Genomic DNA, 12,415 nt, shown 5'->3' with positions numbered 1-12,415 from the left:
ACAGGAGGACCACGATGGCGAAGAAGAGTAAGAAGGCGAAGAAGGCTAAAAAGTCCAAGAAGGCCAAGAAGGCCGTAGCGGCGAAGAAGAAGTCGGCGAAGAAGGCTGCGAAGAAATCGGCGAAGAAGGGCGCCAAGAAATCCGCCAAGAAGTCGGCGAAGAAATCCGCCAAGAAGGCGGCCAAGAAGTCGAAGGCCGCGCCGAAGGCCGCAAAGAAGAGCCCGGCCAGGAAAAGGAAAGCGGCTGCCAAGCCCGCCGCTCCCAAGGCGGAGCCGGCGATGGCGACGCCTGAGCCCGAGCCTGCGCCGAGCTGGGCTTCTCCGGAGCCGTCCAACCCCTCGTGGAGTTCGAGCTCCTCGAACGGTGGCGACCAGCACTAGGTCGCTCGCCGAGACCGATGTTTCGAGGCCGCAGCGTCACCGCTGCGGCCTTTTCGTTACGGCTGTCGAAAGGACTGGCGAAGCGGCCGGAGCGGCACTTCACGGGGAGGTTGATTCGTAAGCGCCACCCTCCGGTGTGTCGCCGATGCCAACTTTTCGGGTCATGCACGCTGCCGGCGCGGTCCGGGAACCTGTAAAATTGTTGTGAGAATGCAACACGCGCGGAGAAGATTTCGGGAAACGTCACAAACGCCTAAAAAGGCGGCACCTGCTTGACTTTTTTGCTTCACGACCATGACGCCGCGGCCCACTCTGTGACCACGTTAAGACATTTGGCCGCAGTCGGTTATCGCTTGCCCTGGGGGGCGCCGGAACGGGACTGTCTAGAAGGGTGATGGGGATCGACATGAAGAAAGTGGCTTTGTTGGCAACGGCGCTGGCAATGGTTTCGGGTTCGGCTCTCGCGGCGGACATGGCTTACAAGGCCGTCAAGGCGCCGCCGCCGGTCGCGTTCGATCCCTGGGATGTCGCCTTCGGCAGCGCGATCACCAACGACTACGTCTTCCGCGGCATTACCCAGTCCAACCACAAGCCTTCGGTCAGCGCCTATTTCGAGCCGCGCTACAACGTCACCAAGGACGTCCAGCTCTACGTCGGCGTGGCCGGCGCAAGCATCTCTTTCGCCAACCGTGCCGCCGCTGAAATTGACGCTTACGGCGGTATCCGTGCGACGTTCGGCGCCTTCGCCTTCGACGTCGGCGCCTGGGGCTACCTCTATCCGGGCGGCACCTGCCACTACGGTGCGGCAACTGACACTGCGGGCGTGCCGCTCAGCAACGAATGCCAGGTCAATGCCCTGCTTAACGGCAACGTCATCAAGAAGGACCTCGACTTCTTCGAGGTCTACGGCAAGGTGAACTACACCTTCAACGACAACTTCTCGCTCGGCGGCAACGTCTATTATTCGCCGAACTTCCTGAACACCGGCGCCGAAGGCACCTATGCTTCGATCGTCGGCAAGGCGATCGCGCCGAGCGCCTGGTTCGGCGCCAGCGGCATCGGCATGTATGTGTCAGGCGAGTTCGGTCGCCAGTGGCTCGGCACGTCAGACTCATTCTACGGCGTTCCTGCGTTCCCGAACGGCATCAACTATGCCGATTACAACACTTGGAACGTCGGCATTGGCTTCACCTACAAGGTGTTCACGCTGGACTTCCGTTACTCCGACACCAACCTGTCTCAGGGCGATTGTAACGCCTTCACGAGCGACCATACCGCGACGTTCAACGGCAGCTTCACGCCAATCAATCCGTCTGGCGTCGGCTCCAAGTGGTGCGGCGCCGCCGGTATCGTCAAGCTCTCGGCCGACCTGACCGCGATGACCAACCTGAAGTAAGATCTTCCTGTCGAAGACGAAGGGGGCGGCAGAGCGATCTGTCGCCCCCTTTTCTTTTGGGTGGAGCGATGAAGCGAGATTGGCGCAGCGCGGCGCGTAAAGCGATCTCCCGCAACGATCACCGTAATGTCCTGGCGGGCGCGGTCGCGGGCCTCGGCGGCGCGATCGCCATCGGCATCATGGAGTGGTTTTCGTTCGCCGCGCATTATCCGCTCGCGGTAATTCCGTTCGCCACCTCGATCGTGCTGGTGATCGGATCGCCCGACGTGGCGCCGGCGCAGCCGCGCGCCCTGATCGGCGGTCATGTGGTGTCGGCCCTCGTCGGCCTCGCCGTGCTGAAGCTGACGGGACCGCAGGCCTGGGCAGCGGCGGCCGCCGTCGGCCTCTCGATTCTGGCGATGTACGTCACCGGGACCTTTCACCCGCCGGCAGGCATCAATCCGCTGCTGGTGGTCTCGGGCAATCTGCCCTGGACATTCCTGCTGGCGCCAGTGCTGGCCGGCGCGCTGCTGTTGACCGCCTTCTCCTATCTCTGGCACCGCTGGGTGCGCCGCCAGCCATGGCCGCGGCGCTGGTTGTAGGAGATATTCGCTGCATCCGGGGCCTACGACGCGGCGGCGCTCTTGCTGTCCTGAAGCGCGAATCCGTCTCCGGCGCGGGCAAGCACGACATTGCGATCGTGGAAGGCATCGAGCGTCGAACGATGGCCGATCGAGATGATGGTGGTCGCCGGCAATTTAGCTTCGAGCAGGCGATACAGCGCCGCTTCCGAAGGTTCGTCGAGTGACGCCGTCGCCTCGTCGAGGAACAGGTATTGCGGCACATGCAACAACGCCCGCGCCAGGCCAAGGCGCTGCTGCTCTCCGAGCGACAGCGTTCGATTCCAGTGCCCGTGCTCATCGAGTTGCGACGCGAGCTTCGGCAATCCCACTAATTCCAGCGTCTGGCTGATCTGAGCGGGCGTGAACGCGCCTTCCTTGGCGGGGTATTCGATCGCTGCTTGCAGCGTTCCGGTCGGGAAATACGGCCGCTGCGGCAGCATCATCAAGGTCGCCCCCGCCGGTACGGCGATCGAGCCGGAGCCGAACGGCCAGATGCCGGCGATGGCGCGGAACAGCGTGGATTTGCCGGAGCCCGACGGGCCCGTCAGCAACGTACGCTCGCCTCTGCGCAAGCTGAATCCGTCCGCGTTCACCAGCGGCGTTCCGTTCGGCAGACGCAGCGTCAAATCCTTGAGGTCGATGGCGCCGTCGCCCGCGTTGACGACGTGAATCCTCTCCTTGCGGGTTGCCAGTTCGCCCGCCGCCACGATCCCTGCCTCGAACCCGTCGAGGCGATTGACCACAGCCTGCCACTCCGCCAGTTGGCGATAGATGGTGATGAAGAACGACAGCGCGCCCTGCACGTTCGAAAACGCCGATGCGGTCTGCATCATGCCACCGAGCTGGATCTTCTGCGCGAAGTAGGCCGGCGCCACCAGCACATAGGGAAAGATCACCGAAGCCTGATTGTAGCTGGCCGTGAACGCCGTCACCTTCTTGGTTCGGCTCATGATGGCGAGCCAGTTCTCCACCACGCGTCCGAAGCGAACGAGCAGGCGTTCGCGCTCCGCGGCTTCTCCGTTCAACAGTGCGATCTGTTCTGAATTTTCCCGCACGCGCACCAGGTTGAAACGGAAATCCGCTTCGTATTGTTGCTGTCGGAAGTCGATGCCGACCAGCGGCCAGCCGATCAGATGGGTCAGGATGGTGCCGAGTACCGAATAGATCAGCGCGCCCCAGACGAGGTAACCGGGGATGGCAATGTCCTGCCCGAACATGTGCAGCGGCGCCGCGTTGGAAAGCCCCCACAGGATCGTAACGAAGGATGCTATCGTGACGATCGAGCTCAACAGGCCGACGCCGATGTTGAGGGTGCGATCGACGAACAGCTTGACGTCTTCGGTCATGCGCTGGTCGGGGTTGTCGGCGGCGTCGCCTTGAAGCTGCATCCGGTAATGGTTCGCCTCGTGCAGCCAGTCAGCGAGATAGTGCGCGGTCATCCAGCGCCGCCAGCGGATCTGCAGCCATTGATTGAGATAGAGCTGATAGACCGCCAGCAGAATAAAAGCGGCGGCAAGGACACTGAAATAGATGATCTCGCTGACGAACGAGTCCCAGTTACGCTCTTGCAGTGCGTTGTAGAAACGGCTGTTCCACTGATTGATCAGGACATTGATGCCGACGATGGCGAGCTCGATGGCGATCACCGCGGCGAGCAGGCCGCGGCCGGCCCATTTGTCTTCGGAGCGAAAATACGGGATGGCGATGCGCCACACGGTGGCGAGTGTCGAGCGAAGGTTTTTCACAGATTGCCGTCTCCGGGGAGGGCCTCAAAGGCCTGAAAAATCGGGACAATTGGTGATTTTACGGGGCTAGGCCACACGGGGTGCCGCGGTCAGCGTTGGCGTGTCCCGGTGTTGAAGTCAACCCTGGCATCTTCACAACGGCGCGGGACGGCAGGCCACTTCGCGAGGATGTGAGCGATTCGGCAGTGCCCAATTCGCCGTGCCGGGCAGCTAGCCAATCACATCGTTGTTCAATAGAACGGCGCGCGGTGTTGAACGCTTGAGAGGTTGCATGATTTCATTCGCGCGCATGTCGAAGCCGGCGGCATCAATTCTGCTGATCACCGCCGCACTTCATCTCAGCCCGGCGCTCGCCGATGACGGTTTTCCGTTCGGCTCGGAAATGACGCTCGACGTGGATCGTCAGCGCGGGTCGAAGCGGATTCCCAATCTCGAGATCGGCGACAAGGGCGAGGTGGTACTGGAACTCTGGTGTAAGGGCGGCAAGGGCCAGTTTTCGGTCGCCGGCAACACCGTGATCTTCGTTCCCGGCGCGATGGAGAACCGCACCTGTCCGCCGGATCGCGCGCAGCAGGATGACGAATTGATCGCAGCGCTCGCCGAGGCGGGCACCTGGAAGCGGCAGGGCGATTTCGTGTCGTTCGTCGGCGCGAAAACGCTGCGCTTCCGCATCAACACGAACTAGGTCGGGAATTCAGTCAGGGGGTCGCAATCAGGCCGCTGGCGGTTGCAACGACCCAACGGCCGCCCCAGCGCACGATCGATTCGACACGTCCGATTCCGGGAATGGTGTCGCCGCGCGCAGCCATCCTGATACCGTCGGGACCTTCGAGAACGGCGGTCCCATCCCGAACATCGACAACCGTCCAGCCTGCAATGGTCGTTGGCTTCGTTTCCGGCGCCGCCACCAAAGGCTGCGGCCGCATCGCAATCGCCGAGGGGGCCACATTCACCTGGGAGGTCGGGCCCGCAGCCGGGCGTGCACTACCCGACAACAGGGCGGATGGCTTGGGAATGCTTCCGACAATGGCGGGCGAGTCTGAGGTGGATGCGGTCTTTCGGGTGCCTTCGATCTTGCCGCTCGACCGTGCTTCGGCAATGCGCGGCGCGGGCGCTTCCTTCTGCGCAACCGTTTCAAGGCCGAGCGTGCCTGCCACTTCGGGCCAGCTCAGGCCGCCGGCCCATCCCAGCCCAAAGCTTGCCACTACTGCCGCGGTGACCAGCAAAGCGGAGCGCGCCCGGTCATGAAAGGACTCCCGCACCACCAAGATTTCATCGCGATCAGATTTGAGGAAATTCCACAGGCTCTCCGGTTGCCGTGGTCCCAGCCCGTCAACCACATTCCCCGACAAGATGCTTTCAACGGTACTCGGCTCGCGGTCTTGCATGGTATGACCCAGGTTCAACTAGCCGATGATGTTCCTTTAAACTGAATCGAGTCTTAACAACCTGGCGAACGAAGTGCTGCAGCGAGCTCGGTTGACAGGAAAGATGTTCGTCTGGGCCATTGGCGTCGAACCGTACGACGCGAAGGACCCAAAGCGGACACCGACCTCTTTGGCAACCTATTAAGTCAGCATCTCTGACTTGTGGTTCGCCCTTCGCTGATGATGTAGTTTTTCTCGTGTGACGCACGCAACATCGTGGCGCGAGGCTTCACTCCAGTCCCCATAACTGACCGCCCATTGCGATTTGCGTCTCTTGCTGCATACAGCTTGGGAGGAACTCGCATGAAAAAGTTGCTGCTAACGGCGACCGGTTTGATTGCGCTCTCCATTCCGGCAATGGCCCAAAATACCGAGGTCCGGGTGATGCCCGATACGCTCACCTGGAAGGATAATCCAGCCTTTCCGAAGGGCGTTCAGATTGCGACCCTGGTCGGTGATCCGACGAAAGCGGGCGAGGTCGTTGTCTTGCGCATCAAGTTTCCACCTAACTTCCAGATGCCTCCGCATACGCATCCCTATTCCGAAGTTGTTACAGTCATAAGCGGTGACGTCGGCAGCAGCCATGGTGATAAATTCGAAAAGAAGGGTGATCTGCTGAAGCCAGGCTCGCTATGGGTGTACCCCGCAAGACACTCGCACTACGCCTGGACCGGAAACGAGGAAGGGATACTTCAAGTCCAATTTATCGGCCCTGGTGGCATCGATTACATCAATCCGGCTGACGATCCGCGCAAACAGTAGCCGCTTGCATTGCAAGAGGCCGTCTCAAGCGGACACTTGTCTGCACGATACTCACAAGGGAGGATGTCATGCAATCTTCTCCAAAATTGGCGAGCGCAGCACTTGCCCTGTGCATGGTGGTGTTGTCGCTTGGCTCCAGCGCCTTGGCCGAGCCGAAGGCGGAAGTGGCGGCGGCGACTTCGGGATGGGGGCAGGTTCTTGGCGAAGGCGATCCCGAAAAGGTGTTGCCGCTCTATTCGGACGATGCCGTGCTCTGGGGCACACTGTCGCCGACCGTGCGCTCCGACCGGGCGGCGCTACGAGACTATTTCGTGGGCGCCTTCAAGGTTCTGCCCAGCCTCAAGGTAACCTTCGGCGATCAACTGATCCGCGTGTACGGCAATGCAGCGGTCAATACCGGCTACTACACGTTCTCTTATGTGAAGGATGGCGAGACGAAGACCTTGCCCGCGCGCTACAGCTTCACCTATGTCAAGAACGGCCAGCGTTGGCTGATCGTCGACCACCATTCCTCGGCCATGCCATCAACCTCGAGGTAGCTGGCCTCGATGTCTCGCGGCGCGAACGCGGACCAACACTGGAGTCCGGTTCTGATTGAATCAGAACCGGGCCCTAGATTCTTGTTTTGATGCGGTTTCTTCACGCGAACCGCGTGTCCGGTTCGCTCGAAAACGCCAGAGCTGGGGCGGTTTTTCCACGCAATTTCTTCACACGCCGAAAACCGCGTTACTTCCACACACTCCTGTCGGCATCCCAGCGCTGGCCCTTGAACTCTTTCGCCAGCGCTTCGAGCGAGCCGTTGTCGTCCTTCGGCTCGCCGCCTTCCTCGTCGCCGGTGGACTCTTCCGATAAATTCAGTTTTGGGCCTGCGCCTTCATCCGCGGTCGTGATCACAGGGCTCGAGATCCAAAGCATCAGCCGATCGGTGGCGCCCGGTTTATCCGGCGAGACCAGCGCGGTTACCTCGACGGTTTCGGTCAGCGCGAGTGCGGGATAGATCGGGCTCGGCCGCTTGAAGCTCAGTGTCAGTTTTCCGGTGTTGGCGTCCCACTCGGCGCCCGCGGCCTTGGCGGCAAGCGTTTTTGCGAGCACGCCTGAAATGGCCGACGCGATCTTCTCCCTGTTGATCTTGTCGCCATCGCGCCAATCGGCCGCGGCAAAACGGATGGTGCGGTCCATTTCGACGGAGCCGCTGGTCCATCCCGCGGCCACCACGCCTGGCATCGATTTGGCCTTTGCAATCAGCGCCGCGGCGCGTTCCGGATCGGCCGTGAGGTTGATGGTCTGCTCGCCGGCGCGCAGCGCATCGCAGGAGATCGAAAGGCTGGAGAGCCCGACCTCGACGGCCTCGCCCTTCAGGCTCTTGAGGAAATCCAGCGCGGCGTCGAGCTTGACCCGCACGCCGATCGTTTCCGGCGACACGTCGGTAAAATCCTTCGGCGCCGGCGTAATGCCGTCGTCGCTGGTCTGGTTGTCCAGAAATTCCTTCTCGCTGAGATCGGAATTGTCGGTCGAGGTCACTTCGGTCACGGTCTGGCCGATGCTGATCTGGCCGCGGAATTCGAAGGTGTCGCCGACAGGCTTGCGCACCAGCTTGACGGAAACCGGTAGCTTGTCGCCGAGGCTCTGCGTGGTGCCGGTCAGGTTCTGGCCGCTGACGGTGAGGTTGGCGACGAAGCGGTCCTTGCGGTCGGCGCCCTTCGTGGCGGGGTAGCAGACGTCGAGGGTAGCAGCGGTGACGTTCTTGCCCTGGCGGGTTTCCTTCAGGATGACGTCGGCGTTGCCGTCCATCAGGCCGTCGATCGCGGTGAAATAGCGCGTCTCGGTGGCGCCCGGCGCCGTCTTGGAGGGAAGTTTCATCTGGGCGAAAGCGAGGCTCGGGGAGACCGTGATCAGACCGAGCAGGAGAAGGAAGCGCGCGCGCATATGAAATTCCCTGAAACGATGGAATCGGCAGGGGTCGTAAGTAGCAAACCCCGACAGCGTTTTCGAGCCAAGCACATCCTGAAGCGATCGGCTCGCATCATCTCCAAAAAAGAAGGCCGCCCGGAGGCGGCCTTCGATCTGTTGGTGCGAGAAGGCGCGGGGTTCAGAAGCCCATGCCGCCCATGCCACCCATGCCGCCGCCACCGCCGGGCATCGCCGGGGCCGGTTCCTTCGGCAGTTCGGCGACCATGGCTTCGGTGGTCACCAGCAGGCCGGCGACGGAGGAGGCGTCCTGCAGCGCGGTGCGCACCACCTTGGCCGGATCGATGATGCCCTTGTCGACCATGTCGACATATTCCTCGGTCTGGGCGTCGAAGCCGAAGGTCTCCGACTTGTTCTCGAGGATCTTGCCGACCACGATCGACCCTTCGACGCCGGCGTTCTCCGAGATCTGGCGAACCGGGGCTTCCAGCGCCTTCAGCACGATGTTGATACCGGCCTGGACGTCGGAATTGTCGTTGTTGATGCGGCCGACCGCCTTCTTGGCGCGGAGCAGCGCCACGCCGCCGCCCGGCACGATGCCTTCCTGAACGGCCGCGCGGGTCGCGTTGAGGGCGTCCTCGACGCGGTCCTTCTTCTCCTTGACCTCGACCTCGGTCGCACCGCCGACCTTGATCACCGCGACGCCGCCGGCGAGTTTTGCAAGGCGCTCCTGCAGCTTCTCGCGGTCGTAGTCCGAGGTGGTTTCCTCGATCTGCGCCTTGATCTGGGTGACGCGGGCCTCGATGTCCTTCTTCTTGCCGGCGCCCTTGACGATGGTGGTGTTCTCCTTGTCGATCACCACCTTGCCGGCGCGGCCGAGCATGTTGATGGTGACGCTTTCGAGCTTCATGCCGAGCTCATCGGAGATGAGCTGACCGCCGGTCAGGATCGCGATGTCTTCCAGCATGGCCTTGCGGCGATCGCCAAAGCCCGGCGCCTTGACGGCGGCGACCTTCAGGCCTCCGCGCAGGCGGTTGACGACCAGCGTCGCCAGCGCCTCGCCCTCGACGTCCTCGGCGATGATCAGCAGCGGACGGCCGGACTGCACCACGGCCTCCAGCACCGGCAGCATCGACTGCAGGCCGGACAGCTTCTTCTCGTGCAGGAGCACGAAGACGTCCTCCAGCTCGGCGGTCATCTTCTCGGCGTTGGTGATGAAGTAGGGCGACAGATAGCCGCGGTCGAATTTCATGCCTTCGACGATGTCGACTTCGGTCTCGAGCGACTTGTTCTCCTCGACCGTGATCACACCTTCATTGCCGACTTTCTGCATCGCCTGCGCGATCATCTTGCCGATGGCAGTGTCGCCGTTGGCCGAGATGGTGCCGACCTGGGCGACCTCGGAGGAGGCGGCGACCGGCTTGGCGCGCTTCTCGATGTCCTTGACGACGGCGTGGACGGCGATGTCGATACCGCGCTTGAGGTCCATCGGGTTCATGCCGGCCGCGACCGCCTTGCCGCCTTCGCGCACGATCGCCTGCGCCAGCACGGTGGCGGTGGTGGTGCCGTCGCCGGCCGTGTCGTTGGTCTTGGAGGCGACTTCGCGCAGCATCTGCGCGCCCATGTTCTCGAACTTGTCCTCGAGCTCGATCTCCTTGGCGACCGTGACGCCGTCCTTGGTGATTCGGGGCGCACCGAAGCTCTTTTCGATCACGACGTTGCGGCCCTTCGGACCGAGCGTCACCTTTACCGCATTGGCGAGAACGTCGACGCCGCGCAGCATGCGGTCGCGGGCGTCGCCGGAAAATTTAACGTCTTTGGCAGCCATTGTTTGGACTCCTTAAAATTGGGGTAATCAGCGGCGGCTCCATTCACCCGTCATTGCCGGGCTCGGCCCGGCAATCCATCTTCTTCGAAGGGTGATGGATGCCCGGGGTCAAGCCCGGGCATGACGAAGGAGAGCGCGGCGCCGCTTCGGCTTCGCTAATTAAGTCAGCACGCCCATGATGTCGGACTCCTTCATGATCAGGAGTTCCTCGCCGTCGAGCTTGACTTCGGTGCCCGACCACTTGCCGAACAGCACGCGGTCGCCGACCTTGACGTCGATCGGAATCAGCTTGCCGGCCTCGTCGCGGCCGCCCGGACCCACGGCGGTGACTTCGCCCTGCGACGGCTTTTCCTTGGCGCTGTCGGGAATGATGATGCCACCCTTGGTCTTCTCTTCGGCATCGATGCGCTTCACCACGACGCGGTCGTGCAGTGGACGGAATTTGGTCTTAGCCATGACGTCTCCTCTTTGAAGTTCCTCTGGGAGGCTTGGGTTTCGGGTCTGTGCCACTCGAAAATGGCTGGGAATGCCGGGTATTCGACGCCGCCCCGGGCGGGACAGCACGACCCTTAGCAATCGTCGTATTTGAGTGCTAAACGTGGAGCCGGGGAATATGGCTTGGCGCCGATCCTGTCAAGCAAACAAGGGGGTTAAAGCCTTGGTGAGGCCAATATAGGATGGTGCTTCGGAAACCAAATCGGTGCAGTGGCGTAATTTTAACCGACGTCATTGCTCCGGCAGGCTTTTTGCGGTTGGCTGCTGACGGGAGCGGCCAAGTACTTGCTCGGGGGAATGCGATGATCAGCTCACGTAGTGCGCGTACGGTTGCCAATCTGGCGATCGCGTCGGCGCTTTCGATCTTGCTGGCGGCGTGCAGCAGCATGAGCCTGCCATCGCTGTCGTCCAGTCCGCCGCCCGAGGCCGAGCCCGCCGCTGCGCCCGAGATGCCCGCAACCATCCGCTCCGACGAGATCGTCGGCCGCTGGGGCCTCGCCTCGTTCCAGAATCCCAATGACCGCACCCGCACGGAGGCGGCCGCGCGCGGGCAGTGCAAGCAGCCCTACGTGATCGGCGCCGGCGCCAGCGGCGGCGTCGTCATGCATCTGGCCGACCAGGCCACCCCGCAGGAACTGCGCCTCAAGGGCAGCCCGAGCGGCAAGAACTATATCGGTCCGCCCGGTCCCGCCGGCGGCGACCAGGACCGCGAGATCGTCTCGTTCGACGGCCGCGTGATGGTGACCCGCTTCATCGAAAAGGATGCCGCCGTCCGTTACGGCAACATGGTGTATGTGCGCTGCGCGCCGCGGGCGTGAGGCGGCCAACTTCACACCGTCATTCCGGGTCTGGTGCTGACGCACCATCCCGGAATGACAGCGAAAACAAAAAAACGCCGGCATCATGCCGGCGTTTTGATTCTTAGGTCTCTGTTCACCATCAATCGAACAGGGCGTCGATGTCGTCCTGCGAGGCGTGGCCGGCGTCGCCGTCCAGCTTCGGGCCGTTGAGCAGCTTGGCGTCGCCTTCGCGGGTATCGACGATCGGCTGGGCGTGCGCCTTGATGGCGTCGACGCCGCCCCAGATGTCCATCATCGTGTAGATGTGCTGCTCGATGAACTTCATCGTGGTCATCACCTTGCTGATGCGCTGGCCGGTGAGGTCCTGGAAGTTGCAGGCTTCGAAAATCGAGACGACGCGTTCCTGGATGTCCTCGCTGAGCAGCTTCTGCTGGTCGGGCGAGATGTTCTTGGAGAGGGCGGTCGCCGCCTGGTCGATCGCTTCGGTGGCTTCCAGGATCTGCTGGGTGGCCTGTTCGGTGCCGCCGACGACGGCGCCGAGTTCGCCGTTGACCTTGGCCATTTCCTGGCCGTCAAAGCTCTTGCCGTGCAGGGTGGCGATTTCGCGCTTGGTGCGGTTGATGGCGTCGTGAATGAGATCGAGTTCGACCTTCAGCTTCTCGCACTGCTCGATCTGCGCGCGATAGGTTTCCAGAAGCGCGTGGGACTCGGCGACTTCGCGGATCATGTCCGCGCCCTCGGTCGAAGCGGCGCGGGCGTGGCCGAAGCCGGCCATCTGTGCCCGGATCGCGCGCAGTTCGGCCATGATCTCGCGATGCATCGGGCCGATCTCGCCGCCTTCGACTGCAGGCATGACAATTGGCGTATCGCCCAGAATGGCTTGTTCGATACGAAAACGTTTGCGACTTACCGACATGAGTTTTTCCCACCCCTTCATTGCCTGGGTGTTTTAAACCATGGCGATTTAACGTCAGGTTCACGGCGCGATATCGTGCGTCGGCGCTTTGCATGCGGGCGCACACCAACGATTAACCATGAGGGGTGCGCGTTCACCCAAAATAAACGCTACCGG

General features: G+C 62.2%; 13 protein-coding genes. 7 read left to right on the top strand and 6 right to left on the bottom strand.

Going from position 1 to position 12,415, the window contains the following annotated elements; genetic code table 11:
* Positions 1-14: 14 nt before the first annotated feature.
* From LMTR13_RS33465 to LMTR13_RS33455, 3 genes are all read left to right on the top strand, one after another.
* Positions 15-380 carry a histone gene (locus LMTR13_RS33465; protein ID WP_065731476.1) on the top strand — a complete coding sequence of 122 codons (366 nt, stop codon included), beginning with the start codon at positions 15-17 and terminating at the stop codon, positions 378-380.
* A 406-nt stretch (positions 381-786) separates the two neighbouring features.
* Positions 787-1,776 (top strand): TorF family putative porin, encoded by a 990-nt coding sequence (locus LMTR13_RS33460; protein WP_065733176.1) that lies wholly within the window; start codon positions 787-789, stop codon positions 1,774-1,776.
* 68 nt (positions 1,777-1,844) lie between these two features.
* A complete protein-coding gene (locus LMTR13_RS33455; protein ID WP_065731475.1) occupies positions 1,845-2,357 on the top strand; it encodes an HPP family protein in 513 nt (170 codons plus the stop codon).
* Between the two features lie 23 nt (positions 2,358-2,380).
* On the opposite strand, the gene LMTR13_RS33450 is transcribed toward LMTR13_RS33455, so the two are convergent.
* A complete protein-coding gene (locus tag LMTR13_RS33450) occupies positions 2,381-4,123 on the bottom strand; it encodes an ABC transporter ATP-binding protein/permease (protein WP_065731474.1) in 1,743 nt (580 codons plus the stop codon).
* Positions 4,124-4,394: 271 nt separating this feature from the next.
* On the opposite strand from LMTR13_RS33450, the gene LMTR13_RS33445 reads away from it, so the two are divergent.
* On the top strand, positions 4,395-4,808 hold the full coding sequence (locus LMTR13_RS33445) for an META domain-containing protein (RefSeq protein ID WP_065731473.1): 414 nt from the start codon (positions 4,395-4,397) through the stop codon (positions 4,806-4,808).
* Positions 4,809-4,821: 13 nt separating this feature from the next.
* On the opposite strand, the gene LMTR13_RS33440 is transcribed toward LMTR13_RS33445, so the two are convergent.
* A complete protein-coding gene (locus tag LMTR13_RS33440; protein WP_156795889.1) occupies positions 4,822-5,388 on the bottom strand; it encodes a hypothetical protein in 567 nt (188 codons plus the stop codon).
* Between the two features lie 465 nt (positions 5,389-5,853).
* Between LMTR13_RS33440 and LMTR13_RS33435 the strand changes: the two genes are divergently transcribed.
* Together LMTR13_RS33435 and LMTR13_RS33430 are read left to right on the top strand one after the other, a co-directional pair.
* Positions 5,854-6,312, top strand: a complete 459-nt coding sequence (locus tag LMTR13_RS33435; protein ID WP_065731471.1) for a cupin domain-containing protein — start codon at positions 5,854-5,856, stop codon at positions 6,310-6,312.
* A 68-nt stretch (positions 6,313-6,380) separates the two neighbouring features.
* Positions 6,381-6,851: an SgcJ/EcaC family oxidoreductase gene (locus LMTR13_RS33430; RefSeq protein ID WP_083219331.1), complete on the top strand. Its 471-nt coding sequence runs from the start codon at positions 6,381-6,383 to the stop codon at positions 6,849-6,851.
* A gap of 187 nt (positions 6,852-7,038) precedes the next feature.
* Here LMTR13_RS33430 and LMTR13_RS33425 read toward each other — a convergent pair whose 3' ends face one another.
* From LMTR13_RS33425 to LMTR13_RS33415, 3 genes are all read right to left on the bottom strand, one after another.
* Positions 7,039-8,238, bottom strand: a complete 1,200-nt coding sequence (locus LMTR13_RS33425; protein WP_065731469.1) for a hypothetical protein — start codon at positions 8,236-8,238, stop codon at positions 7,039-7,041.
* Positions 8,239-8,401: 163 nt separating this feature from the next.
* Entirely contained in the window at positions 8,402-10,048 is a 1,647-nt protein-coding gene (gene groL / locus LMTR13_RS33420) for a chaperonin GroEL (RefSeq protein ID WP_065731468.1), read from the bottom strand.
* 159 nt (positions 10,049-10,207) lie between these two features.
* A complete protein-coding gene (locus tag LMTR13_RS33415) occupies positions 10,208-10,504 on the bottom strand; it encodes a co-chaperone GroES (protein ID WP_065731467.1) in 297 nt (98 codons plus the stop codon).
* A 341-nt stretch (positions 10,505-10,845) separates the two neighbouring features.
* On the opposite strand from LMTR13_RS33415, the gene LMTR13_RS33410 reads away from it, so the two are divergent.
* On the top strand, positions 10,846-11,361 hold the full coding sequence (locus tag LMTR13_RS33410) for a hypothetical protein (protein WP_065731466.1): 516 nt from the start codon (positions 10,846-10,848) through the stop codon (positions 11,359-11,361).
* A 121-nt stretch (positions 11,362-11,482) separates the two neighbouring features.
* Here the strand turns inward: LMTR13_RS33410 and LMTR13_RS33405 are convergent, their stop codons facing one another.
* Entirely contained in the window at positions 11,483-12,259 is a 777-nt protein-coding gene (locus LMTR13_RS33405; RefSeq protein WP_065733175.1) for a protein phosphatase CheZ, read from the bottom strand.
* Between the last annotated feature and the right edge of the window lie 156 nt (positions 12,260-12,415).

Source organism: Bradyrhizobium icense (assembly GCF_001693385.1).
GTDB lineage: Bacteria > Pseudomonadota > Alphaproteobacteria > Rhizobiales > Xanthobacteraceae > Bradyrhizobium > Bradyrhizobium icense.
This window is presented reverse-complemented; position numbering and strand designations above follow the sequence as displayed.